The 24,557-nt window shown below is 63.2% G+C and carries 24 protein-coding genes and 2 pseudogenes; 12 read left to right on the forward strand and 14 right to left on the reverse strand.

All coding sequences use genetic code 11. The features are described 5' to 3' along the window. Positions 1-177: 177 nt before the first annotated feature. Positions 178-366, reverse strand: coding sequence for a hypothetical protein (locus tag BLV47_RS31815; protein ID WP_016962619.1), 189 nt, complete (start codon positions 364-366; stop codon positions 178-180). Between the two features lie 353 nt (positions 367-719). Here BLV47_RS31815 and BLV47_RS31820 point away from each other — a divergent pair, with 353 nt between their 5' ends. Further along, on the forward strand, positions 720-1,556 hold the full coding sequence (locus BLV47_RS31820; RefSeq protein ID WP_092320481.1) for a CvfB family protein: 837 nt from the start codon (positions 720-722) through the stop codon (positions 1,554-1,556). Positions 1,557-1,642: 86 nt separating this feature from the next. After that, the gene (locus tag BLV47_RS31825) at positions 1,643-2,566 is read left to right on the forward strand and encodes a DMT family transporter (RefSeq protein ID WP_092320482.1); all 924 of its coding nucleotides are present in this window, start codon (positions 1,643-1,645) and stop codon (positions 2,564-2,566) included. A gap of 9 nt (positions 2,567-2,575) precedes the next feature. On the opposite strand, the gene BLV47_RS31830 is transcribed toward BLV47_RS31825, so the two are convergent. Then, positions 2,576-3,736: an MFS transporter gene (locus BLV47_RS31830; protein ID WP_092320483.1), complete on the reverse strand. Its 1,161-nt coding sequence runs from the start codon at positions 3,734-3,736 to the stop codon at positions 2,576-2,578. Positions 3,737-3,839: 103 nt separating this feature from the next. Here BLV47_RS31830 and ptrR point away from each other — a divergent pair, with 103 nt between their 5' ends. Both ptrR and BLV47_RS36805 read left to right on the forward strand, forming a co-directional pair. Continuing rightward, positions 3,840-4,733 (forward strand): putrescine utilization regulator PtrR, encoded by an 894-nt coding sequence (gene ptrR, locus BLV47_RS31835; RefSeq protein ID WP_092320484.1) that lies wholly within the window; start codon positions 3,840-3,842, stop codon positions 4,731-4,733. A gap of 133 nt (positions 4,734-4,866) precedes the next feature. Then, complete coding sequence (locus BLV47_RS36805; protein WP_011059908.1) at positions 4,867-4,995, forward strand: PA1414 family protein; 129 nt, start codon at positions 4,867-4,869, stop codon at positions 4,993-4,995. Positions 4,996-5,227: 232 nt separating this feature from the next. On the opposite strand, the gene BLV47_RS31840 is transcribed toward BLV47_RS36805, so the two are convergent. From BLV47_RS31840 to speB, 4 genes are all read right to left on the reverse strand, one after another. Then, positions 5,228-6,616: a sodium:solute symporter family protein gene (locus BLV47_RS31840; RefSeq protein WP_092320485.1), complete on the reverse strand. Its 1,389-nt coding sequence runs from the start codon at positions 6,614-6,616 to the stop codon at positions 5,228-5,230. 159 nt (positions 6,617-6,775) lie between these two features. Next, on the reverse strand, positions 6,776-8,290 hold the full coding sequence (locus tag BLV47_RS31845) for a purine-cytosine permease family protein (RefSeq protein ID WP_092320486.1): 1,515 nt from the start codon (positions 8,288-8,290) through the stop codon (positions 6,776-6,778). A 21-nt stretch (positions 8,291-8,311) separates the two neighbouring features. Beyond that, positions 8,312-8,719 (reverse strand): YybH family protein, encoded by a 408-nt coding sequence (locus BLV47_RS31850; protein WP_092320487.1) that lies wholly within the window; start codon positions 8,717-8,719, stop codon positions 8,312-8,314. A 9-nt stretch (positions 8,720-8,728) separates the two neighbouring features. Next, positions 8,729-9,679: an agmatinase gene (speB, locus tag BLV47_RS31855; protein WP_011059912.1), complete on the reverse strand. Its 951-nt coding sequence runs from the start codon at positions 9,677-9,679 to the stop codon at positions 8,729-8,731. Between the two features lie 357 nt (positions 9,680-10,036). Here speB and BLV47_RS31860 point away from each other — a divergent pair, with 357 nt between their 5' ends. Next, entirely contained in the window at positions 10,037-10,930 is an 894-nt protein-coding gene (locus tag BLV47_RS31860) for a LysR family transcriptional regulator (protein ID WP_092320488.1), read from the forward strand. A gap of 9 nt (positions 10,931-10,939) precedes the next feature. Then, complete coding sequence (locus tag BLV47_RS31865) at positions 10,940-11,539, forward strand: tRNA-uridine aminocarboxypropyltransferase (protein ID WP_092320489.1); 600 nt, start codon at positions 10,940-10,942, stop codon at positions 11,537-11,539. A gap of 63 nt (positions 11,540-11,602) precedes the next feature. Here the strand turns inward: BLV47_RS31865 and BLV47_RS31870 are convergent, their stop codons facing one another. Next, positions 11,603-11,995, reverse strand: a complete 393-nt coding sequence (locus tag BLV47_RS31870; protein ID WP_092320490.1) for a YbaN family protein — start codon at positions 11,993-11,995, stop codon at positions 11,603-11,605. Positions 11,996-12,005: 10 nt separating this feature from the next. Beyond that, a complete protein-coding gene (locus BLV47_RS31875) occupies positions 12,006-12,593 on the reverse strand; it encodes a UPF0149 family protein (RefSeq protein WP_016962628.1) in 588 nt (195 codons plus the stop codon). A 274-nt stretch (positions 12,594-12,867) separates the two neighbouring features. Between BLV47_RS31875 and recQ the strand changes: the two genes are divergently transcribed. Next, positions 12,868-14,994 (forward strand): DNA helicase RecQ, encoded by a 2,127-nt coding sequence (gene recQ / locus BLV47_RS31880; RefSeq protein ID WP_092320491.1) that lies wholly within the window; start codon positions 12,868-12,870, stop codon positions 14,992-14,994. 119 nt (positions 14,995-15,113) lie between these two features. Continuing rightward, positions 15,114-15,548 (forward strand): MarR family transcriptional regulator, encoded by a 435-nt coding sequence (locus BLV47_RS31885; RefSeq protein ID WP_016962630.1) that lies wholly within the window; start codon positions 15,114-15,116, stop codon positions 15,546-15,548. Positions 15,549-15,645: 97 nt separating this feature from the next. Here the strand turns inward: BLV47_RS31885 and BLV47_RS31890 are convergent. Beyond that, positions 15,646-17,520 (reverse strand): annotated as a pseudogene (locus tag BLV47_RS31890) (patatin-like phospholipase family protein); the annotation flags it as partial. Positions 17,521-17,741: 221 nt separating this feature from the next. On the opposite strand from BLV47_RS31890, the gene istA reads away from it, so the two are divergent. Both istA and istB read left to right on the forward strand, forming a co-directional pair. Beyond that, entirely contained in the window at positions 17,742-19,427 is a 1,686-nt protein-coding gene (gene istA, locus BLV47_RS31895) for an IS21 family transposase (RefSeq protein WP_062838241.1), read from the forward strand. Beyond that, the gene (gene istB / locus BLV47_RS31900; protein WP_062838242.1) at positions 19,315-20,064 is read left to right on the forward strand and encodes an IS21-like element IS1474 family helper ATPase IstB; all 750 of its coding nucleotides are present in this window, start codon (positions 19,315-19,317) and stop codon (positions 20,062-20,064) included. Before istA ends, istB begins: the two co-directional genes overlap by 113 nt. Positions 20,065-20,158: 94 nt before the next feature. On the opposite strand, the pseudogene BLV47_RS31905 reads toward istB, so the two are convergent. Continuing rightward, positions 20,159-20,482 (reverse strand): annotated as a pseudogene (locus BLV47_RS31905) (patatin-like phospholipase family protein); the annotation flags it as partial. Positions 20,483-20,553: 71 nt separating this feature from the next. Here BLV47_RS31905 and BLV47_RS31910 point away from each other — a divergent pair. Beyond that, positions 20,554-20,841 carry an Rdx family protein gene (locus BLV47_RS31910; protein WP_092320492.1) on the forward strand — a complete coding sequence of 96 codons (288 nt, stop codon included), beginning with the start codon at positions 20,554-20,556 and terminating at the stop codon, positions 20,839-20,841. Here the strand turns inward: BLV47_RS31910 and BLV47_RS31915 are convergent. Further along, entirely contained in the window at positions 20,835-21,728 is an 894-nt protein-coding gene (locus BLV47_RS31915; protein ID WP_092320493.1) for a DMT family transporter, read from the reverse strand. The two genes, BLV47_RS31910 and BLV47_RS31915, sit on opposite strands and share 7 nt — an antisense overlap. A 50-nt stretch (positions 21,729-21,778) precedes the next feature. Continuing rightward, positions 21,779-22,588, reverse strand: coding sequence for an AraC family transcriptional regulator (locus BLV47_RS31920; RefSeq protein ID WP_092320494.1), 810 nt, complete (start codon positions 22,586-22,588; stop codon positions 21,779-21,781). A gap of 132 nt (positions 22,589-22,720) precedes the next feature. Between BLV47_RS31920 and BLV47_RS31925 the strand changes: the two genes are divergently transcribed. After that, on the forward strand, positions 22,721-23,542 hold the full coding sequence (locus tag BLV47_RS31925; RefSeq protein ID WP_016962634.1) for a UDP-2,3-diacylglucosamine diphosphatase: 822 nt from the start codon (positions 22,721-22,723) through the stop codon (positions 23,540-23,542). Positions 23,543-23,555: 13 nt separating this feature from the next. Here BLV47_RS31925 and BLV47_RS31930 read toward each other — a convergent pair whose 3' ends face one another. Beyond that, positions 23,556-24,146, reverse strand: coding sequence for an HD domain-containing protein (locus BLV47_RS31930; protein ID WP_092320495.1), 591 nt, complete (start codon positions 24,144-24,146; stop codon positions 23,556-23,558). Between the two features lie 95 nt (positions 24,147-24,241). Next, the gene (locus BLV47_RS31935) at positions 24,242-24,553 is read right to left on the reverse strand and encodes an Mpo1-like protein (RefSeq protein WP_092320496.1); all 312 of its coding nucleotides are present in this window, start codon (positions 24,551-24,553) and stop codon (positions 24,242-24,244) included. Positions 24,554-24,557: the final 4 nt, after the last annotated feature.

Consider the following 24,557-nt stretch of genomic DNA (forward strand, 5'->3'; position numbering starts at 1 on the left):
GGAGTGACAACCTGAAAGTCGGCTGAAACGATTTATCCGGAAGGCGGCAAGGATACCGGCGAATGCCTGGGGATGAGGGCCGTTCGTCGATTTCTGCTGGAGTGGGGTGGGGAGCAGGGTGCCAGTCCTAGCGCTTTGAGGGCAAAGCGCTAAGGGACCAGGATAGAGCGAGGGGAATTACTTTTTGCCGAGGCTGATCTGCTTGGACGGGCCGAAAGTCTGGCCGCTGACGCCTTTGGCAATTTGCTGGATTTCGCCGCCGGACTTCAGGAAGGCCGCGATTTGTTCGTTGATCGATTCGCTGGTTTCAACGGCGGGAGCTGGTTTTGCTTTGCTGTTGGAGGCTTTTACTCGCATGGCGGCCATTTAACCTTTCGGGAAAATTAATTTGGCCAGGCATCCTATCAGAAATACTTGACAATTGCTTGGTAAATATCCTCTGGAATAACGCGCGGCTTTTTGTGTTTTTTTCTAAGTTGATCTCGCTGATATCTACCTAAGTGGCTGTTTTAAATAAGGACTACTGGTAAGCGAGGCGGTCTTGGCGCAGCGGATTACGGTCAGGCAGATGCGTCTTTGCCTGACGAGTGGCCGCTTGATCGGCGCCAAGGCCAGAAAAATCAAGGCTGTTTATGGATTTTTCCCCTGGGCGACTCAGGAGCATCAACGCCACAGTGGAAAACAGGTAGAATGCCGCCCACGTAACGAGGGTATTGGAAATGGCTTTAGTCGGGCGCTACAACAGTTTGCAAGTGGTAAAACACACTAACTTTGGTTTGTATCTGGATGGTGGTGCGGACGGCGAGATCTTGCTGCCCAATCGTTATATTCCCAAGGATATTCCCAGTGAAGATGAAGACTGGTTGAACGTTTTTGTTTATCTGGACAGTGCCGACAAGTTGATCGCAACTACTGAAAAGCCGAAAGTTCAAGTCGGCGAGTTCGCCAGTCTTAAAGTTGTCGAAGTTAACAGCATCGGGGTATTTCTGGATTGGGGATTGCCCAAGGATCTGTTGCTGCCGTACTCCGAGGAAAAGCGCCAGATGAATGCCGGCGAATACTGCGTGGTGCATGTCTATCTGGACAAGCACACCCGTCGTATCACCGCCACGGCCCGCCTGGACCGCTACCTGGACAAGACCCCCGCCAACTACAAGGTTGGCCAGGAAGTCGACTTGCTGGTGGCCGAGTCCACCGACATGGGCTTCAAGGCCATCATCAATAACAAGCACTGGGGCCTGATTCACAAGAACGAGGTGTTCAAGTTCCTGCGCTCCGGCATGCAAGAGAAAGGTTTCATCAAGGAAGTCCGCGCCGACGGCAAGATCAGCTTGAGCCTGCAACCTGTGGGTGAAGAGGCGGCCACCAGTCTGAACTCGAAGATCCTCGCCAAGTTGCGCGAGAACAATGGCTCCCTGGCGGTCAGCGACAAGAGCGATCCGGCATTGATCAGCAGTTTGTTCGGGGTCAGCAAGGGCAACTTCAAGAAGGCCATCGGTGCGCTCTACAAGCAGGGCCAGATCGTCATTCATGCCGACCGTATCGAACTGAACTGAATCGTCCTTCGCCCCCGACAGTCGAGGTGCATCGTCATTGCCCTTGTGGGGGCGTTCATGTCGTTGAATCAATATGAGGAATGCCCGTGAGTATCGAGCGGCGCAACGCCGATGGCTTTGCCCTGCAGGTGATGCTGGGTTTGTGCCTGATCTGGGGCGTACAGCAGGTCATGATCAAGTGGGCGGCGGCGGACATTGCCCCGGTGATGCAGGCAGCCGCCCGTTCCGGGATTTCGGCGCTGCTGGTGGCCCTGTTGATGTGCTGGAAGGGCGGCTGGTCGCAGATTCCCGGCACCTGGCGCGCCGGTCTGCTGGCCGGCGCCCTGTTCGGCCTGGAGTTTTTGTTCATTGCCGAAGGATTGAAGCTCACCAGTGCCGCGCACATGTCGGTGTTTCTCTACACTGCGCCGATCTTCACTGCCCTGGGGGTCAATTGGCTGCTGCCCAGTGAGCGCTTGCGGCCCTTGCAGTGGCTGGGGATCGTTCTCGCGTTCATTGGCATCAGCATTGCCTTTGCCGGTGGCATCTCCCTCGACAACCTGGACTGGCGCATGCTCCTGGGCGACCTGCTGGGGTTGCTGGCCGGGCTGGCCTGGGGGGCAACCACGGTGGTGGTACGAGCTTCACGGCTGTCGGAAGCGCCTGCCACCCTGACCCTGTTCTATCAGTTGATCGTCGGGTTTGTCGGCCTGCTGCTGATTGCCGTGCTCAGCGGTCAGGTGACCCAGGTCAGCCTGACCCCGGTGGCGGTGGCCAGCGTGCTGTTCCAGGGGCTGGTGGTGTCGTTTTTCAGCTACCTGACCTGGTTCTGGCTGCTGCGTCGCTATCTGGCGGCAAATCTGGCGGTGTTTTCCTTCATGACGCCGATGTTCGGCGTGACCTTCGGCGTACTGTTGCTGGGTGAGCCGCTGAGCCTCAACTTTGTGCTCGGTGCCATGCTGGTACTGCTGGGCATCACCTTCGTCAGCGCCGAGCAATGGTTGCGTCGACGCATCCGGCGCTGGCTGTAGCCGCCGACCTCACGAGACTGCCGGGCAACGTGGCGCTGCCAGCGGCTGCGTCCACAACAAGCTGCCGCCGAGCAGCAAGCCGCAGCCTGCGACCACCAGCGCCGGTTGCAGATCGCCGCTGAAATGACTGCTCAGGGCCGCCAGCAATGGACCGCTCAACTGGCCCATGGCGAAGCAGGCGGTGAGCAACCCGGCATTGCGCTGGGCCGACTGTGGTGCCAGTTCCCGTGAGCGCTGCATGACCAGTTGCATGCAGGCCAGGAAGGGCGTGCCGCACAGCAGCACTCCCAGCACCAGTCCCAGGCCACTGCCCAGCAGGCAAGCGAAGACCCCCGCGGCCTGCAGCCACAGGGTCGCCATCAGCCAGTGGCGAGTGCTGTCCGGGCGTTGTCGGCGCAGGCTGACCAGGGCTACTCCCAGGGCGGCGGCCAGGCCGAAGCCGGGCCAGAACAGATCGGCTTGCCACTGGCCGTGAAAGCGCGCGCTGGCCATCTGCGAGAGAAAGGTTGCGGGGATGATGTAGCCCACGCCGTACAGGCCGTAGACCAACCCCAGGCGGCCCACGCTCTGCTGATTTTCCGCGGTCGGCTGTGGGACGAGCCGCTGGCTGCTGGAAGTCCGGGGCAGGATCGGCAGGATCGCCAGCAGCATCAACAAGGCCACGGCGCCATACAGCAGCCACAGGTTGGCCGAGCTCTGCCCCAGCAGATTGGCGCCCAGGGCCAGCAGCCCGGTGAGCATGATCCCCAGCCCCGGGCCGGCGAACACCAGGGCGCCCAGGCGTGGCCGACCCGCCGCCAGGGCCAGGGGCTGGCTCAGGGCCGTGATCATCACCAGCACCCAGGCACTGGCCAGGCCCGTGCCGAAGCGCAGCACCAGATGCGGCCAGAAGCCCTGGGCCCAGAACGAGGTCAGGGTCAGCAGCACGCACAACCACAGGCCGCTCAACAGGCGCAAGCGTACCTGGGCCGGGCGCCGGGCGAACATGGCGTCCAGAGCGCCGATGAAATAGCCCAGGTAGTTGGCGGCGGCGATCAGTCCGGCGGCGGTCAGGTCGACCTGGCCTTCGCTGATCAGGTGCGGCAACTGTGGCGTCAGGGCGAAGCGGCCAATGCCCATGGCCATCATCAGGGCAATGAAACTGGCAAGCAGGCGCAGCAGGGGGGACATGGCGGTCTTCCATCGGCAAGGACAATGACCGTCAGGCTAGGGCGGATTGACTTTCCTTAAAAATGAATAATAGTGAGAAACTTGTTCAGTTTTGGAGAAGATCATGGAGTTCAGCCAACTGCGTATTTTCCAGGCTGTGGCCGAGGAGGGGTCCATTACTCGGGCCGCCGAGCGCCTGCACCGGGTGCCGTCGAATCTCTCGACCCGGCTCAAGCAGTTGGAGGAGCAACTGGGCGTCGAGCTGTTTCTGCGTGAGCGCCAGCGCTTGCAACTGTCGCCAGCGGGCAAGGTGCTGCTCGATTACGCCGCGCGGCTGTTCGCCCTGCACGACGAAGCTCATGCCGCGGTGCAAGGCGGTCAGCCGGCCGGGGATTTCGTCCTCGGCACCATGTACAGCACGGCGGCGATTCATCTGCCGGCGCTGCTGGCGCGCTATCACCGGAGTTACCCGGCGGTGAATTTGCAGGTGCAGTCCGGGCCCAGCGGCGAGTTGCTCGAAGGCTTGCTCACCGGACGCCTGGACGCGGCCCTGGTGGATGGCCCCCTGGAACTGGCGGGGCTGGATGGCGTGCCGTTGTGCGATGAAACCCTGGTACTGATCAGTGAGGCCGATCACCCTCCGGTGCGTACTGCCCGGGATGTGGAGGGCCGGGCGGTGTTCACCTTTCGTCAGGGCTGCTCCTATCGCATGCGCCTGGAGTCCTGGTTTGCCCACTATCACGCAGCCATGGGCCGGGCCATGGAGATCGAGTCCTATCAGGGCATGCTGGCCTGCGTGATTGCCGGTTCCGGGGTGGCGCTGATGGCCCAGTCGATGCTCGACAGCCTGCCGGGGCGTGAAAGCGTGGCGGTGCATGCTCTGGCCGAGCCGTTCGCCCACACCACCACCTGGCTGATGTGGCGCAAGGGCATGCTGGGGGCCAACCTCAATGCCTGGATCGAACTGCAGCAGGGCGCCTTCGGGCACCAGGTGCCGCTGCTGAGGGCCAATGGCTGAATAGCCTTGGCCGATTCGTCTCAATCCAGTAACAGTTCATTGCGATTGCGAGGCAGCACGCGGGATAAGTTAGGACTATTATCTGCTTGAAGCGGCGCAGTACCGCCGCTCGGCACGACCCTGAGGGGGCACTATGAAAGATAAACTGCAAAGCTGGCTTCACGACCTTGGCGTCGCTTTGGGCCTGATCGAGCCGCCGCTGCAACCGGTGCCGATTCCTACCGACGAAGAGCTGCGGCGCCGCCAGCAACGTCGCCGTTGAGCTTGCCGCGAGTGCGGAGTGCAGACTCCGTCTCGCGCCTGGTTTTTCCCATCGCAAGACTTTGGGCCTGATCCCGGGGTATGCGCGGTAATCCCTATAGTTACACTCCACGGCCTCGCGTCTGCAGCACTCAGCTGCGTTGCCTGGGCACTTTCTTGTGGGCGAAAAAAAACGGGTGCGGCCACCGACGCCGCACCCGTCGAAGAAAAAGCTTCAGGCGTCCGACTTCAGGTCAGATCGTGCTGGCCAGCGGCGCCGGGCGCCGGGAAAGCAGGCTCACCGCGACGAAACTCACCAGGCCTACGGCCAGGCTGTAATAGATCGGGGTGTTGGCGTCCAGGCCGTCCTTGAACATGAAGAACAGCGCCGTGATGAACCCCAGGGACATGCTGGTAATGGCTCCGGCGGTGGTGGCGCGTTTCCAGTAGATGGCCCCTATCAGTGGAATCAGCATGCCGCCCACCAGCAGGTTGTAGGCCAGGGTCAGGGCGCTGATCACGTCACTCACCACCAGGGCGATGCCCAGCACCACGATGCCCAGCAGCAGGGTCGCAATACGGTTTTCATGGACGTCGCCGTTGCCGCTCTGGCGACCACCACGCAGGCGTGGCAGCAGGTCCTGGGTCACGGTGGTGGAGGCGGCCAGCAGGCCGGCGCTGGCGGTGGACATCAGGGCGGCCAGTGCGGCGGCGATGACCAGGCCGCGGATGCCGTTGGGCAGGCTGGTCTGGACGATGCTGGCGAAGGCGTTGTTGACGTTGTCCAGGTCCGGCAGCAGCACCTTGGCGGCCATACCGATCAAGGCGCCGGCCAATCCGTAGAGCACGCAGTAGAGTCCGGCCGCGGTCCCGGCGATTTTCGCAACGCCTTCACTGCGTGCGGTGAACACCCGCTGCCAGATGTCCTGGCCGATGAAGATGCCGAAGAAGTAGATCAGGAAGTAGGTGAGGATGGTGTCCCAGCCGATGGCGGTGAAGTCGAAATAGCTGGCCGGCAGCTTGGCCACTAGGCTATCCCAGCCGCCGGCGTCGACGATGGACAGCGGCATCAGCAGGAACACCAGGCCGATGGTCATGATCAGGAACTGCACGATGTCGGTCAGGGTCAGCGACCACATGCCGCCGATGGTCGAATAGAGCACCACCACACCACCGCCCACCAGGATCGATACCCAGAACGGCAAGCCGAACAGCACTTGCATCACGGTGCCGATGGCAATGGTCGAGGTGGCCCCGATCATCAGCGCATAGACCAGCATGATCAGTCCGCTGGCATGGCGTGCCGCGGGGTTGTAGCGGCGCTCCAGCACTTGGGTGACGGTATAGATCTTCAGTTTCAGCAAGGGTTTGGCCAGGAACAGGCTGAGCCCGACGATGCCCAGGCCGATGGCGCCACAGAGCCAGAAGCCGGAAATGCCGTGGACGTAGCCCAGGCGCACGGTGCCGATGGTCGAGGCGCCGCCCAATACGGTGGCCGCCATGGTGCCCAGGTAGAAGCCCGGCCCGAGGTTGCGGCCGGCTACCAGATAGTCGTCACGGGTCTTGGCCCGGCGCATGCCGTACCACCCCAGGGTGATCATGCCGGCGGCATAGATCAGTACTACGAGAATGTCCAAGCCCATGTTCGGGTCCTCACAAACAGGTTGTTATTGTTGTCGCCCGCGTCTGCGGGTGCTCAGCCGGTGCTCCGGCAGGTTTACAGGGGTTCGGTCAGGCCTGATGGGACCGGGGACCAGCGAAAGCGCTGCGCGAGCCAGAGCCTTGCGCTGGTCAGCCAGCTTCTACAGTGCTCGGGCACTCAACTGCGCTGCCTGCGCAGCTTTGGCGGCTTCACTGCGTGGGTCATTGGGCCCATACACCGCAGGCGGTTCCGGGAACAGGCTGAGCAGCGCCAGGTACAGCAGCGAGGCCAGGCCCAGGGTCACTGGCAGGCTGATGTCGATGCCGTCGGCCAGGTTGCCCAGGGGGCCGACGAACTGCCCCGGCAGGTTGACGAAGCACAGGCCCACCAGGGCGCTGGGAATCCAGGCCCCCAGGCCGCGCCAGTTCCAGCCGTGGTTGAACCAGTAGCGCCCGCCGCGTTCGCCACGGGTGAACACTTGCAGGTCATCCGGGCAGTAGTAGCCGCGGCGAACCAGCAGGCCGATCAGCATGATCACCATCCACGGGGTGGTGCAGGTGATGATCAGCACCGCGAAGGTCGACACGCTCTGCACCAGGTTCGCCGCGAAGCGTCCGATGAAGATGAAGGCGATCGACAGCACGCCGATCAGCAGGGTCGCCTTGACCCGTGACAGCAGCCGTGGAAACACGCTGGACATGTCCAGCCCGGTGCCATACAGCGAGGTGGTGCCGGTGGACATGCCGCCGATCACCGCGATCAGGCACACCGGCAGGAAGAACCAGCTCGGCGACACCGCCAGCAGCCCGCCGACGTAGTTGTTGGCGGCGATGTAGTCCGGCGCCTTGACCGCCACTATGGTGGCGGTGGCCAGGCCGAAGATGAACGGGATCAGGGTGGCGAATTGGGCGGCGATCACCGCCAGCATGATGCGTCCCTTGGGAGTGTCCCGCGGGATGTAGCGCGACCAGTCGCCGAGGAAGGCGCCGAAGGAAATCGGGTTGCTCATGGCCACCAGCGCGGCGCCGATGAAGGCCGCCCAGAAACCCGCCTGGCCCAGGGCCAGGGTGCCGGCGAAATGGCTGTCGAAGGCCGGGGCGAAGGCGAAGATCCCCAGCAGGAACAGCAGGCTGGCGGCCCATACGGCGATGCGGTTGACCCACAGCATGAAGCGGAAGCCGTAGATGCACACCGTCAGCACCAGCAACGCGAACAGGCCGTAGGCCAGGCCCAGGGTCAGGTCGGTTTCCGGCAACTGCGCCAGGCGCTTGGCGCCGCCTACCAGGGCATCGCCCGAACTCCAGACCGAGAGCGAGAAGAAGGCGATGGCGGTCAGCAATGACAGGAACGAGCCGACGATGCGCCCATGCACACCGAAATGCGCGCCGGAGGACACTGCGTTGTTGGTGCCGTTGAGCGGCCCGAACAGGCCCATGGGTGCGAGGATCAGTGCGCCTAGGGTCACCCCCAGGACAATCGCCCAGGCCCCGGCCTGGAACGACAGGCCGAACAGCACCGGGAAACTGCCCAGCACGGCGGTGGCGAAGGTGTTGGCACCGCCGAAGATCAAGCGAAACAGGTCGCCCGGGCCGGCGTCGCGTTCGTGGTCGGGGATCTGTTCCACCCCGTTGGTTTCGATGCTGCTAAGGCTTTTTTCTTTGTTGTTGTTATTCATGATCTGCTCCGATCACATTGGCTAAGGGGGTGGCAGCCCTTCCGGCATAGCGGATAAATGTTCGTGACAGGCCAGCCAAAGGCCTTGTTGTTGTTTGCGAAACACAATGGTTTCGCGTTCCTGGCTGAAGTGTTGCTCCCCTTGCATGCGCAGCCGCGTGGCCACGTCATGAATAAACACGGCGACGTCGCCCTGCAGGCTGACGACGGCGTTGCTCGAGGTGCACGAGAGCACCTCGAAGCCGTCCTCGGCGCGCCACTGGTCCCACAATGCTTGGTAGGCATCGCGCGACAGCAGCGGCTGAGGAAGGGTGTAGAAGACGAAACTGGCATCGGCGCTGAACGCCGCGAAGTAGGCTTCGCGGTCGTTGCGGGCGAAGGCTGCGACCAGTTCGGCGGCGGCGTTGAGGACGTGCTGTCGGTCGCTCATGGCCGGGACTCAGCGGTGGGCCACGCCGGGCAGCACGCAGAGCATTTCGTACAAAAGGTTGGCGCCCAGCAGTGAGGTGTTGCCGGTGGTGTCGTAAGGTGGCGAAACCTCCACCAGATCGCAGCCCACCAGGTCCAGGCCCTGGCAGCCACGGACGATCTCGATGGCCTGGATGGTGGTCAGGCCGCCGATTTCCGGAGTGCCGGTGCCCGGTGCCCAGGCCGGGTCGATGCCGTCGATGTCGAAGCTCAGGTACACCGGGCCATTGCCGACCTTTTCACGGACCTCGGCCATCAGCGGTTCCAGGGATTTGTGCCAGCACTCTTCGGCCTGGACCACGCGGAAGCCCTGTTTGCGGCTCCAGTTGAAGTCTTCGGCGGTATAGCCCTGGGCACGCAGACCGATCTGTACCACCCGGTCGCAGTCCAGCAGGCCCTCTTCCACGGCGCGGCGGAAGGTGGTGCCGTGGGCGATCTTCTCGCCGAACATGTGGTCGTTGACGTCGGCGTGGGCATCGATGTGCACCAGCCCGACCTTGCCGTGTTTCTTGTGGATGGCCCGCAGGATCGGCAGGGTGATGGTGTGGTCGCCGCCCAGGGTCAGGGGAATCACGTTGTGTTCGAGGATGCCGTCGTAGGCTTCTTCGATGATGCGTACCGCGTCCAGCAGGTTGAAGGTGTTGATCGCCACATCGCCAATATCGGCCACCGACAGCGAGTCGAACGGGGCGGCACCGGTGGCCATGTTGTAGGGGCGGATCATCACCGATTCGGCGCGGATTTCCCGCGGGCCGAAACGGGTGCCGGCGCGCAGCGAGGTGCCGATGTCCAATGGCACGCCGACGAAGGCCGCGTCCAGGCCGGCAGCGGATTGCAGATGGGGAAGACGCATCATGGTGGCGATGCCGCCGAAGCGCGGCATTTCGTTGCCGCCCAGTGGTTGGTGGAGAATCTTGTCCACGGGATAGGCCTCATCGTTGTTTTATATTTATGAGGTTGCGGGCGCAGCAGGTGTCGCCCGTTCAACCGAGTGGGCCGATTCTGCGAAATGTAGTGCAGGGAAAGAATCGCTACGGACAAATACTTAGTTCAGAATTTTCTAAACTAATGGTCGGGGTCGCGCTAGACTCCCGCGCTGCTGCCAATGCCCTGCGGGGCGCAGCAGTCTGCCCACGCCCGGAGTTACAAGCCGTGTTATCCAGGTGACGGGGGCGATTGAAAGTGGGCATGGACGGCATCGAGGCTGCTTCATCGCACGGCGTGAGCACGCGCACTTGTCACAGGGAAGTGGTCGTTTTGCCTGTTATCGGAGCCTGTCATGGCCAACGCTTTACCTGATCTGAAACTATTGCGCATCTTCGTCAGCGTGGTGCGCCATCAGGGGTTCGCCAATGCCCAGCAAGAGCTCAACCTCTCGACATCGGCCATCAGCACCTACATGAGCCAGCTGGAAGCCTCCCTGGGGCTGGTGCTCTGTCACCGTGGCCGGGGTGGATTCAGCCTGACCAGCAAGGGCGAGCTGTTTCACCAGGAAACCTTGCGCCTGCTGGGGGAACTGGAGGGCTTCGAGCAGTACGCGGCCGCCCTCAAGGGCGAGTTGCGCGGCACCCTGAACCTGGGAGTGATCGACTCCACCGTCAGCGACAAGGCCTTGCCGTTCGCCGAGGCCATCGGTGCCTACAGTCAGGAGCATCCGGCGGTGCATTTGCACCTGTCGGTGATGAGCCCGCATGAGCTGCAACTGGGGGTGCAGGACAACCGCCTGGACCTGGCCATCGGTGCCTTCTCCACGCGCATGAGCGGCCTGGTGTACATGCCGCTGTACCGTGAGCAGCACTGGCTGTACTGCAGCAACCGGCATCCGCTGTACAGCGAGCGGCGCATTCCCGAGCAGGTCATCACCCAGCAGCGCATGGTCGGTCGCGGCTACTGGAGCCAGGCCGAGCTGGCCCGTCACGGCTTCAAGCACAGCGCGGCGACCGTGGAAAGCATGGAGGCGCAGTTGATCCTGGTGTTGTCCGGGGCCTACATCGGCTACCTGCCGGAACACTACGCCCAGGCCTGGGCCGACAAGGGGGATCTGCGGGTGCTGCTGCCGGCGACCTTCGGTTATCAGGCGCCGTTCTCCATGATCATGCGCCGTGGCCGGGGTCGTGAGCCGCTGATCCAGACCTTCCGCGACCTGCTCAAGGCTCAGCTCAATCAGTCATAAGGAATCTCCATGTCCCGAGCACGCTGCGAGCGTTGCCTGCGCCCTGAGGGCCACTGTCTATGCCCACTGATACCGCGGCTGCCCAGTCGCACCCGGGTGCTGCTGTTGCAGCATCCCAGCGAGGTCAACCATGCCTTGAACACGGCGCGACTGGCAGCGCTGGGGTTGAGTAACGCCGAGTTGGTGGTTGGCGAGGTGTTCGAGGCCTTGCCGGCGCTGCTCGCCCAGCCCGGATACCGGGCCTGCTTGCTGTTCCCGGCGGATGATGCCCAGCCATTGCAGGCCTACGCCGAGACGGATGAGCCGCTGCTGCTGGTGGTGCCCGACGGCACCTGGCGCAAGGCGCGCAAGCTGTTGCACCTCAATCCGCTGCTGGCGGCCCTGCCGCGAGTGACCCTGGCCGCTGCGACGCCTTCGCGCTATCGCCTGCGCAAGGCCCCGGGGCCGGGTGCGCTGTCGACCCTGGAAGCGATTGTCCAGGCGTTGCAGGTGCTGGAGGCGCCGACCTCCTTCGAGCCCTTGCTGCGCCCCTTCGAGGCCTTGATCGAAGGGCAGATCGCGGCGATGGGTGAAGACACCTACCAACGCAATCACAGCGCCAAACCCTGAGTTTTTTCTGTAGGAGCGGGCTTGCCCGCGAAAACTGGTACAGCACTCAGGCAGTGCCATGTCTCAGGTACGCAAGGTTTTCTGCCGCAGGATGTAAGTGGTGACCAGCACCGCGCTGGTCAGCATGAAGCTGCGCGCCCAGATTGACGGCACCAGGTAGCAGGAAAAGCCGATGCTCAGCCACATCAGGCTGATCGCGTACACCTTGCCCTTGAGCGGAATGCCATTGCCATCCAGGTAGTCGCGGATCCATGGCCCCAGGTGCGGGTGGTGCACCAGCCATTGGTAGAAACGTGGCGAGCTACGGGCGAAAGAGGCGGCCGCCAGCAGCAGGAAAGGGGTGGTGGGCAATACCGGAAGGAAGATGCCGATGACCCCCAGCGCTACGCTCAGCCAGCCGATGGCCAGCAGAACGTAACGCAATACCCGGGGGCGTTGGCCTATGGGCTTGGCCATAGGCGCCGACTCAGTGGTGACGAGGCTTGAGCAGCGCGGGTTTTTCGTCGGGGGCGTTGCACAGCAGGTACAACGCCGTCAGGGCTTCGGGGATCTGCACGATCATGTCGTCCATCAGGTTGGCATCGGTGGCGATGTCCGAGAATTCCGGCTGCTCGTCGAACAGGCCGGAGCCGACCATGATCGGCAGCAGCATCTCGCTGACTTCTTCCTCTGCGGTTTCGAACCAGGCCGCTTCACGCAGGAATACGCCTTCCATGAAACCAATGCACCAGCCGCGTAGGTCGGAGTCGTCCGGGTCGTCGCCCAGGTCGAGTTCGCAGGGCAGCTCGAACTCCTCGTCGGAGGCCAGTTGGCGGGCGATGTGCGCCTTGAGGGCCAGCAGCGTGGATTCGATGGCTTCGCGTTCGGCGTCGTCGCGGTAATGCGGCTCTTCGGCGAACAGGGCGTCGATCCACTCACGGTCGGGAACGCTTTCCGAACAGATCGACAGCGCGGTCAGGTAGCCGTGAGCGGCCACGTAGTCCAGCGCCTCGTCGTGCAGATCATCTGCATCGAGGAAGACTTGCAGGCGGGTTAGTTGCTCAGCGAAGGACATTGACGGCTACCTTGGGGAATAAACGATGCTGAATTCTAGGCTTTCTTGCGCGCTCAAGCCAGCTGTGGGGCAGATTTGAGCGGTTCTAAAGGTTACCAGCGGTCCTTTGTCCGCGCCCTCTGTCGGGTAGGGCTCGGGTATACTGCCGCGTTTTGTGATGCCCTGCAGGCCCGAACGCAGTTGCGGACAAGTCCGCTAACGCATTTGTCGGTGAAGCGTGCCGGTTTTTCGGCCAGTCTGCGCCCAGGGAATTCGGTGATTTTTGGAGTTTTTCATGCTCGAACAGGCTCAACGCGTCCTCAAGGACATCTTCGGCTACGACAGTTTCCGTGGTCGCCAAGGTGCGATCATTGAGCGCGTGGCCAGTGGCGGCGATGCCTTGGTGCTGATGCCCACCGGTGGTGGCAAGTCCCTGTGCTTCCAGGTCCCGGCCCTGCTTCGCGAAGGATTGGCGGTGGTGGTATCGCCCCTGATCGCGCTGATGGACGATCAGGTAGCGACCCTTGAGGAACTCGGTGTCGCGGCTGCCGCCTTGAACTCGACCCTGAGCGCCGAGCAGCAGCGTGACCTGGCGGCGCGCATTCGTCGCGGCGAGGTGAAGATGCTCTACCTGGCCCCGGAACGCCTGGTTCAGCCGCGCATGCTGGCGTTCCTGCAGAACCTCGACATCGCCCTGTTCGCCATCGACGAAGCCCACTGCGTGTCCCAGTGGGGCCACGATTTCCGTCCCGAGTACCTGCAGTTGGGGCAACTGGCGGAAATGTTCCCCAATGTGCCGCGCATTGCCCTGACCGCCACCGCCGACAAGCGCACCCGTGAAGAGATCGTCAATCGCCTGCACCTGCAGGAAGCCGAGCGCTTTCTCTCCAGTTTCGACCGGCCGAACATCTTCTACCGCATCGTGCCCAAGGAGCAGCCGCGCAAGCAGTTGCAGGCGTTCCTCAACGAGCGGCGCAGCGATGCCGGGATCGTCTATTGCCTGTCGCGCAAGAAGGTCGACGAGGTGGCGGCCTTCCTCTGTGAGCAGGGCTTTACCGCGCTGCCGTATCACGCCGGCCTGCCCAACGAGCTGCGGGCCTATCACCAGAAGCGCTTCCTCAACGAGGAGGGCCTGATCATGGTGGCCACCATCGCCTTCGGCATGGGCATCGACAAGCCCAACGTGCGTTTTGTCGCTCATATGGATTTGCCCAAGTCCCTGGAAGCCTACTATCAGGAAACCGGTCGCGCCGGCCGTGACGGCCTGCCGGCGGATGCCTGGATGGCCTACGGGCTGCAGGACGTGCTGATGCTCAAGCAGATGCTGCAGAACTCCGAAGGCGACGAGCGCCACAAGCGTCTCGAGCAGCACAAGCTCGATGCGATGCTGGCCCTGTGCGAGGAAACCCGCTGCCGGCGCCAGACATTGCTGGCCTATTTCGATGAAGACATGCCCCAGCCTTGTGGCCATTGCGACAACTGTGTCGACGGGGTGCAGACCTGGGACGCCACCGAGCCGGCGCGCCAGGCACTGTCGGCGATCTACCGCACCGGCCAGCGCTATGGCGTCGGTCACCTGGTGGATGTGCTGCTGGGCAAGGACACGGAAAAGGTGCGCAGCTTCGGTCATCAGCACTTGTCGGTGTTTGGTGTCGGCAAGGCTCGCAGCGAAGGCGAGTGGCGCTCCCTGTTTCGCCAGTTGGTGGCGCGCGGGCTGGCGGATATTGACCTGGAAGGCTACGGCGGCCTGCGTCTGAGCGACAGTTGTCGTCCCTTGCTCAAGGGTGAGGTGACCCTGGAACTGCGCCGCGATCTCAAGCCGCAGAGCAGCCCGAAAAGCAGCACCAGTCAGGCCAGCCAGCTGGTTCGGGGCGAGGAACGCGAGCAGTGGGAAGCGCTGCGAGCCCTGCGTCGCAAGCTGGCGGAAGAGCATGGGGTGCCGCCTTATGTGATTTTCCCCGACTCGACCTTGTTGGAGATGCTGCGCAGCCAGCCCGGCTCCATGGCGGAGATGGCCGAAGTCAGCGGCGTCGGTGCGCGCAAGCTGGAGCGTTATGGCGCAGCCTTCCTCGAAGTGCTGGGGGGCGGTGTCGAGGCGCCGAAGGTGGTCGCCGATATCCGTCACGAGTTGATCACCCTGGCCCGTGCCGGGATGACTCCGGTGCAGATCGCCGGGCAGCTGCAATGCACGGAAAAGAATGTCTACACCTTGCTGGCCGAAGCCATAGGCAAGCAGCAGTTGTCTCTGGAACAGGCTCTGGACCTGCCGGAGGACCTGCTGGGAGAAATCCAGGATGCCTTCCTCGACGGTGAGGGCGAATTGCCCCCGGTGGCCGAGATCAGTGAGTTGTTTGCCGGACGCGTGCCTGAAGGGGTTTTGTATTGCGTGCGCGCGGCCTTGCAGTCGGAGTTTGAAATATGAGGGGGTGCGTCAATGTTGTAACGATTCAGTCCCTTACAGGCCTTGCCTCCGTGCAAGGGGCATGCTTAGCTGACTAATAATTAGGTTTTCTTTATTTTCAGTCTGATCATGAGTGTTTTATGCCGTTAACCGATGAACACCGTTTTGGTATGCAGCTGGCGCATATGTCTCGCGGCTGGCGTGCCGAACTGGATCGCCGCCTGGCCGGGCTCGGCCTGTCCCAGGCCCGTTGGCTGGTGCTGTTGCACCTGGCTCGTTTCGAAGACGCGCCAACCCAGCGTGAGCTGGCACAAAGTGTCGGCGTGGAGGGTCCAACCCTGGCCCGTCTGCTGGACAGCCTGGAAACCCAGGGTCTGGTCCAGCGCCAGGCGGTAATGGAAGATCGTCGGGCGAAGAAGATCGTGCTCTGTCCTTCTGCCCGGCCCCTGATCGAACAGATCGAAACCATTGCTACCGCCTTGCGCCATGAATTGTTCATTGGCGTCGACGATGAAGACCTGCGGGTCTGCATGCGCGTTCATGGGCGCATCCTGGCCAATCTGGAAAAATCCTGACACCTTCCGCCGGGGTTGCCTGACCCCGGTTCGTCCTGTATTTGCCTATCCCTGAATATTGCTGATTGCGCCACCCGGTGCGGCACTTGCGCGTCTGTCAGAAAGTCTGGCCGAGGTTCAGCGACAGGGCCTTCTGGTTGTCGTCGTTGAAGCCGTAGCTGAAATTCAATGGCCCCAGCGGCGTATCGAACCCGAGGAAGATGCTTGCGGCATTGATATAGCCGCTGTCAAAGGCGTTGTCGTTGTTCCACGCCCGACCACGCTCCAGCGAACCTCCCAGGTACAACGGGAAATCCAGCGGCAGGTAGGAGCGTGGCGTCAGTCGACGCAAGTACACGGCCCGGGCCAGGGTGATGTTCTGCCCGGACAACGCGTCCTGGCGGAAGCCCGACAACTGCCGGGCGCCACCGAGGAGGAAGCTGGAAGTCACCACGTCGGTGTTGTCCAGGGTCCGGCCGTAGCGTCCGCCGAGGACGAAGGTATTGGGGCCGCTGCTCAAGGCCTTGTCCAGCTTGAATTCCCACTGGCGGTAGCGGTTGTCCGAGCCCAAGCTGGGTTCAAACTGGCGCAGGGTCAGTCCGATGTCCTCACCGGAGTGCGGGAAGTAGACGTTGTCCAGCGAATCGAAGGAGTACTGCAGCTGGTAGTAGCCTTCGTTGAAGTGCACGCTGGGCAAGTCGTGATCGCCGATGCGTACATCGGCCTTGCCCCAGGCTTCGCCGACACCGAAGCGGACTTCGCCGCTGTTGCCGATCTGTCGTCCCAGGTTGAGGCCGAGGCCGTAGCGTTCCACGCGATACTCGGCGATCGGATCGTTGTCCAGCACCGCTTCGACGTTCTGGGCTTCGGCGGCGATGAAGGGGGCAATGAAGTAGCGCGAGCCGGCGTCCAGTGGCTGGTAGAACTCGCTGTAGATTTCCTGCTGGTCGCCGACCTGCACACGGGTCAGCCACTCCGCACCGAGGCTGTTGATTCCGTTCATGCGATAGCTGGCGCCGATATTGAAGGCGCTGTCGCCACGCATGTCATCGGACAGGTTCAGGCCCAGGCGCAGGTAGTCGGTGCCGCTGCGCTTGCCGCGGGCACTGATCACCAGGGTGTTGTCCTGGCCCTTGTGGGTTACGCGATACTGCACCCGCTCGAAGAAATCCAGGCCGTACAAGGTGCCCATGTCGGTTTCCAGGCGGCCCAGGTCCAGGGGCTCGCCGATCCGCTGGCGGATGTAGTAGCGAATGACCTCATCGCTGACCTTGGAGTCGTTCTCCACCTTGATCGCGCTGATGATGGGCGTGCGCTGGCTGGGCTGGCGCGCGGCCGTCAACTGCGCGTCCTGCGGCTCGGCGGGGTGCAGGCGAGCCAGGCGCGCGTCGAGGATGCGGGTGGCGCGATAACCGGCGTCGATCACTTCCTGGGCGCGGCCGAAGTCGGTGACGCCGAAGCTCGACAGCGAAGGTTGGATCAGCACGTCGTCCTTGTGCAGAGTCGCCAATTGTTCTTCCGAATTGCGGCGGGTCATCAGGGTGATGGACTGGTTGAGTACATCCACCACGGTATTGAGTTGCTTGCGCGAGCGCAGCGGGGTGCCGATGTCTACCACAATGGCAATGTCGACCCCCATGTCCCGGGCCACATCCAGGGGAATGTTGTCGGTCATGCCGCCGTCCACCAATAGCCGCCCATCCAGTTCCACCGGGGCGAATACCGCCGGAATCGACATGCTGGCGCGGATTACCTGGGGCAGGTGGCCTTTGCGGAACACCACCTTTTCGCCGCTGGCGATGTCCGTGGCCACGGCCCTGAAGGGGATTGGCAGCTTGTCGAAGTCCCGGGTGTCACTGGCGTGGGCCAGTTTGCTTTCCAGTAACAACGCCAGGTTCTGGCCCTGGATCACCCCCAGGGGCAGGCCGAGGCTGCCGTCGTCACGGAAGCTGAGTTTCTGCTTGACCAGAAAGTCCCGATCGTCCTGCTTGCGGATTTCGGAGCACCGTGACCGGCCGTTTCGGTTGATCGTGACCGGTCATTTCGCTAACGCGTGACCGCTCATTTCGGTAGCAACGTGACCGATTTTCCGCCTGTTCCGAAACAGGTGGTCACGGCTTACCGAAATCGCCGGTCACGACTTAGCGAAAGCCTTCCCCTTCGTTGCGCATGACCTGATGCGCCGCCATCCTCGACCGATTTCGGGAGAGGAAGATGGCGGCGCCGCGAGTAGCCATGCGAAACATCAAAGAATGTCTGCGCCTCAAGTTTGAGGCCGGCTTGTCCCACGAGAAGATTGCCCGTGCCTTGCAGCTGTCCAAGGGCGTGGTTAGCAAGTACATCGCGGCGGCGCGGGTGGCCGGGCTGGACTGGCCGGCGCTGGTGGCCATGGACGAGGCCGCGCTGGCGGCCGCCTTGTTTGCACCGACGTCGACGAACAAGCCGCGCGGTGAGCGAGTGCTGCCCGATGTGCTGAGCATCCACCGCGAGTTGCGACGCAAGGGCGTGACCTTGCAGCTGCTGTGGGAGGAATATCTCGCCGCGCATGCGGGCCAGCCGACCTACCGCTACACCCAGTTCGTCGAGCACTACCGGCGCTACGCCCAGACGCTCAAACGTTCGATGCGTCAGCTGCACCGTGCGGGCGAGAAGCTATTCATCGACTATGCCGGGCCGACGCTGCCGGTGGTCGACCCGGCCACCGGCGAAGTGCGCCGGGCGCACATCTTCGTCGCCGCCCTGGGCGCCTCGAATTACACCTATGCCTGCGCGACGCCAGGCGAAACCCAGGTGGACTGGCTGACCTCGCTGGGCCAGGCTCTGACCTACTTTGGCGGCGTGCCGGAAATGGTTGTGCCGGACAATCCGCGCGCCCTGGTCGCCCAGCCGGATCGCTACGAGCCGGGCCTGAACCGGGCCACGCTGGAGTGCGCGCGTCATTACCAGACGGTGATCCTGCCGGCACGGCCACGCAAGCCTCAGGACAAGGCCAAGGCCGAGGTGGCGGTGCAGGTGGTCGAGCGCTGGATCATGGCGCGGCTGCGCCATCGGCAGTTCTTCAGCCTGCATGCGCTTAACCAGGCCATCGCCGAGCTGCTGGAGGATCTGAATCGGCGCCCGTTCAAGCGGCTCGATGGCTGCCGGCGCGACTGGTTCGAGCGCCTGGATCGCCCGGCCTTGCGAGCGCTGCCGGTGCATCCCTACGAGGTCGCCACCTTCAAGCGCTGCAAGGTCAGCATCGACTACCACATCGAGGTCAATGGCAGCTTCTACAGCGTGCCCTCCGCCCTGGCCCGGCAGAACGTGGACGTGCGACTGACGGCACACACCCTGGAAGTGCTGCATGGCAACCGGCGGGTGGCCAGCCACCTGCTGCTGGGGCGACGCGGCGCTTACAGTACCCAGCGCGAGCACATGCCCGCGGCGCACCAGGCGCATCGCGAATGGACGCCACAACGCCTGCTCGACTGGGGCGCGCGGATCGGCCCCTACACGCGCCAACTGATCGATCACCAACTGACCCACAAGCCGCACCCGGAGATGGGCTACCGCGCCTGCCTCGGCCTGCTCTCGCTGGCCCGGCGCTATGGCAATGCACGCCTGGAAGCCGCTGCCGAACGTGCCGTACACCTGCGCGCCTTCACCGGGCGCAGCGTGCGCAACCTGCTCCAGCAAGGCCTGGATCAACAGCCGCTGCCCCAGCGTGCCGCCGAAACGACCTTACCCGGCGACCACGAGAACGTCCGTGGCGCCGACTACTACCAACCCCCGCAACAGGAGCTGTTCGATGATGCCGCAACACACCCTGAATCAACTGCACCAGCTACGCCTGGACGGCATGGCCCGCGCCCTGGAAGAGCAATGGACGCTGCCGGCCAGCCACAGCCTGAGCTTCGATGAACGCCTCGGCCTACTGCTCGACCGCGAACTGGCCTGGCGTGACAACCAGCGCCTGGTACGGCTGCGCAAGAAGGCCAAGCTCAAGTACGCCAACGCCTGCCTGGAAGATCTCGACCGCCGCACCGGACGCGCCCTGGACGAGCGTCTGATCGCCACCCTGGCCAGTGGCGACTGGATCCGCCAGCAGCACAACCTGCTGCTGACCGGCCCGACCGGTGCCGGCAAAACCTGGCTGGCCTGCGCCCTGGGCAACCAGGCCTGCCGCCAGGGCTATAGCACCCTGTACCTGCGCACCCCGCGCCTGCTGGAACAACTGCGCATCGCTCATGGCGACGGCAGCTTCGGCCGTACCCTGCAACAGCTGGCAAAGGTCGACGTCCTGGTGCTGGACGACTGGGCGCTAGCCCCGCTGGAGGAAGGAGCCCGGCATGACCTGCTGGAGGTGATCGACGACCGCGCTGGCAGCCGCTCCACCATCCTGACGAGCCAACTGCCCATCGAGCACTGGCACGGCTGGATCAACGACCCGACCCTGGCCGATGCCATCCTCGACCGCCTGGTGCACAACGCCTACCGACTGACGATGAAAGGCGAGTCGCTGCGCCGAAAAAAAGCCGAGGAACAAGCCGCATCGTGACCGATGCGATTACAATCCAGAACCCGCGCAACCGGGGTGGAAGCACCGGTCACGTATTAGCGAAACGCTCGGTCACGTTCACCGAAATCCGCACCTGCTTGCGCCGAAAGGGCACGTCTTCTCGGGGCGGGGCATCGGACAGGGCCTGTTTCCAGTCAATGTTCAGGGCCAGTTTCTCCAGCTCGTCGATCTTGTAGCCCGAGGCATAGAGCCCACCGATCACTGCGCCCATGCTGGTGCCGGCGATCGCGTCGATGCGGATGCCTTGCTCTTCCAGGGCCTTGAGCACGCCGACATGGGCCAGGCCGCGGGCCGCGCCCCCCGAAAGCACCAGGCCGATTTTCGGGCGCGGCGCTTCACTGGATTGAGCGATCAGGGGCAGCAGGCAGAGCAACAGGCAGGACAGCAGGCGGCGCATCGTGGATCTCGGGACGGGCGATGAAGCCGGCTATTATAGCGACGCCCTTGAACCCAGGAGTCCGCCGGACCATGACTGAACGTAAACCCGAAGTGATCATCACCTATTGCACCCAGTGCCAGTGGCTGCTGCGGGCGGCCTGGCTGGCACAGGAGCTGCTGAGCACCTTCAGTGACGACTTGGGCAAGGTGTCCCTGGTGCCCGCTACCGGTGGAACCTTTCATATCAGCTGCGATGGCGTGCAGATCTGGGAGCGCAAGGCCGACGGCGGCTTTCCCGAAGCCAAGGTGCTCAAGCAAAGGGTTCGTGACTGCATCGACCCCGAGCGCGACCTGGGACACAACGACCGAGGTCAGTGAGAGCCGGCCGGCGCCGTTGTGGCCTGCTTGTTTGAGGCGGCCGAGAGTCGGCTCGACACCACGATCGCGACGATGATCAAGGCGCCCCCCATCAGCATGCGCAGCGTCGGATTCTCGCCGAACAGCAGCCAGGCCACGGTAATCCCATAGACCGGTTCCAGGGCGAAGACCACCGCCGCCGTGCGAGCCTTGATCACCGCCAGGCTGGCGACAAACAGGCTGTGGGCCAGACCGGTGCAGAAAATCCCCAGCAGACTGATCCACAGCCAATCCATGGCCCGCACCTGGCCAAGCTCGGGGGCCGCCACCGGCAGCAGGCACAGGGCGACCACCAGGTTCTGGCAGAGGGCCGCCTGCACCGCGGGAATGCGTCCGGAACTGGCGCGGTTGTTCAAGGACAGCAGGGCAAACAGCAGGCCCGAACCCACGGCCCAGAGCAAGCCGGTGGTGGCCTGGCTGGCGAGGTCGAAATCCGGGGTGACCAGTACCAGGCCGATGCTCACCAGGCTCACCAGCAGTATCTCGTTGAAGCGGATCCGCTCGCGGAAGATCAGCCCCTCAAGAATCACCGTGAAGGCCGGGAAGCTGGCAAAGCCCAGGGTCGCGATGGCCACCCCGGCGACCTTCACCGCGACGAAGAAGCTGACCCAGTGTCCGGCCAGTAACAGGCCGCTGAGCAGCAGGCGCCGCCAATCGGTGGCGGCCAGTGTCTGCCAGGGCGTGGCGCTGGCCAGGCGCGCGAAGCCAGCCAGGGCCAGCACGGCAAAGGCCGCACGACCGAACACGATAACCGCAGGCGAGGCGACGGCCAGTTTGCCGAACACGCCGGTCAGGCCGAACATCAGGGCGCCGATATGCAAGGCGCCAAGGGCGGTACGTGGAGTCATCTTGATCCTCAAACAAAAGACGGTGACGGCCTGAAGGGCTGCGGCTCAGTTTAAGTAGGGTCGGTGCCTGCGTCTGTCGCGATCCTGGGTTTTTTTGTCGAGGGATTAGCCTGGGCTCCCTGCCTGAGCCGTCGGGGGGAATGACCGAACTCGCGCAACATGGCGGCAGCGAAGGCGCTCTGTGAGCTGTAGCCCACCCGGCTGGCGATCTCGCCGACCGGCAGGGCCGAACCACGTAGCAGTTCCAGGGCCATGTGCAGGCGCCGTCGTCGCACGTATTCCATGGGCGTTTCGCCACATTCGGCGATGAACCGTGCGTGCAAGTGGGCGCTGGAAAGACCGGCAATTCGTGCCAGATCGGCCACCTGTAGCGGATGGGCGGCGTGGCGTTCTATGTGGGCCTTCATGGCGGCGTAGGGCAGCCGTCGCTCGCCAGGATGAAGCGGCGTCGAGTGGTTGAGGCTGGCCAGCAGCAGGACTGCGCCTTGCTGGGCAATCAGGGGATCGTCCACCGGGCTGTCCGCCAGCCAGTTGACCAGGCGGCTCTGGCTCGGCCCGAGGAGCCGATGTCGGGGCACATCGAGCAAACGCCGGCTGGCCTCGGCGTGTTCGCCCAATGATTGTTGCACCCAGTGTTCATCGGGGATGTCCAGCACCAGGCAATGGCTTCCACTGGGGCTGCCGCACACATGCCGGGCGCCGGCCGGCACCACCACGAAGCTCTGTTGCTGCACCTGACTGCCCCGGCCTTCGACTTCGAAATCGAGCTGGCCACGCAGGCCGAACACCAGTTGCGCATGCTCGTGGCTATGGGCGATCAGGTCGTGAGTGTAATGGCGCAGGGTGAGGATAGATCCCATCACGGTCTCCTTGGCAGAGGCGCAGTCTACACCGCCAGTCGGGCGGTTCGGGCTGTCATCGCATTGCCGCATTTTTGTCATGGGCTATTAATCGCTGGGGCGCAAGCTCGCAAAAAATCCCGGAGAGCGTCCATGACCCATGTCGAACTCGCCAAGCCCAGTCGCAAGCAACGGGTACGGACCTTATGGATTTCCGACGTACACCTGGGGACCCGGGATTGCCAGGCGGAGCATCTGGCGCAGTTTCTCAAGGGCTACCAGGCTGATCGCATCTACCTGGTGGGGGACATTATCGACGGCTGGAAGCTGCGCGGCGGCATGTACTGGCCCCAGGCCCATACCAATGTGATCCGCCGCTTGCTGACCATGAGCAAGCGCGGCACCGAGGTGATCTATGTCACCGGCAATCATGACGAATTTCTGCGCCGTTACTCCAAGCTGATCCTGGGCAATATCCAGTTGGTGGACGAAGCGGTGCATGTCACGGCGGATGGGCGTCATCTGCTGGTGATTCACGGCGACCAGTTCGACGTCATCACCCGCTATCACCGTTGGCTGGCCTTTCTCGGCGACTCGGCCTACGAGTTCACCCTGACCCTCAACCGCTGGCTCAATCACTGGCGGGCGCGTTATGGCTACGGCTACTGGTCGCTGTCGGCCTACCTCAAGCACAAGGTCAAGACCGCGGTGAGCTTTATCAGTGACTTCGAGGAGGCCATTGCCCACGAGTGCGTCAAGCGCGAGCTGCACGGGGTGGTCTGTGGCCACATTCACCATGCCGAGATCCGCAAGGTCGGTGAGGTGGACTATCTCAATTGCGGTGATTGGGTCGAGTCCTGCACCGCCTTGATCGAGCATTGGGACGGCAGCATCGAACTCTATCGCCTGGCCGACGCCCAGGCCCGGGAAGCCCAGCTCAAGGCCGAACTCACGAAAATGGCGGAGCCGGCCTGAGCAGGAACGGGCCTCAGTCGGAGCCGGACTGTTCCATGGCCGCCTGGTACAGCGACTGCCGGGGCTTTGCGAACAGCCGTCGCAGCATGGGTTCGAAGAAGCTCAGGGGCAGGCTGGCGTAGGTTGGGTCGAACGCCGCGGCATCGTACTTGGCGCAGAATTCGGCAGTGCGCTGGTACAGCGGATGCTCGCAAAATTGCTCGCGCAGATGGCGGTCCATGCCCAGATGGTGGAAGAAGTAGTAGCCCTGGAAGATTGCGTGCTTTTCCACCATCCACAGGTTCTCCGGGCTGACGAAGGGCTTGAGGATGGCGGCGGCGATATCCGCATGATTGTAGGAACCCAGGGTGTCGCCGATGTCGTGCAGCAGTGCGCAGACTACGTACTCCTCGTCGCGCCCGTCATGCCAGGCGCGGCTGGCGGTCTGCAGTGAATGGGTCAGACGGTCCACCGGAAAACCGCCGAAGTCGCCTTCCAGCAGTTGCAGGTGGGCCAGGATACGGGCGGGCAGTTGCTTGGCATAGGCACTGAAATCCGCAGCGATGATCGCCCAGTCCTCTTGGCTGCCATCCTGCATGTGGGTGAAGCGTGCGTGAGCCTTCATCGTTCGGCCTCTTGTTGTCAGGGGAAGTCGGGCATGGGCCCGAGCCCGGCCGTGGCCTTGATCGCGCGGTGGCGAGGGCGGATAGCCGGTGGGCTCTAGAACGGCACTTTGCCGAGGATCATGTCGCGGTACATGACGAAGTCCCCCAGCAGGCTGTACAGCGGGTGCTGAAAGGTGGCCGGACGATTTTTTTCAAAGAAGAAATGCCCGACCCAGGCAAAGCCGTAGCCGGCCAGCGGCAGCGCCAGCAACAGCAGCCAGGCACCCCTGCCGATGGCCAAGGCCAGGAGGAAGATCACCAGGCTGGTACCGATGAAGTGCAGGCGACGGCAGGTGCTGTCGCTGTGCTCGCTCAGGTAATAGGGGTAGAACTCGGCGAAGCTGCTGAACTGTCGGATGTTTTCCATGGCC

Source organism: Pseudomonas saponiphila (assembly GCF_900105185.1).
GTDB classification, from domain to species: Bacteria; Pseudomonadota; Gammaproteobacteria; order Pseudomonadales; family Pseudomonadaceae; genus Aquipseudomonas; species Aquipseudomonas saponiphila.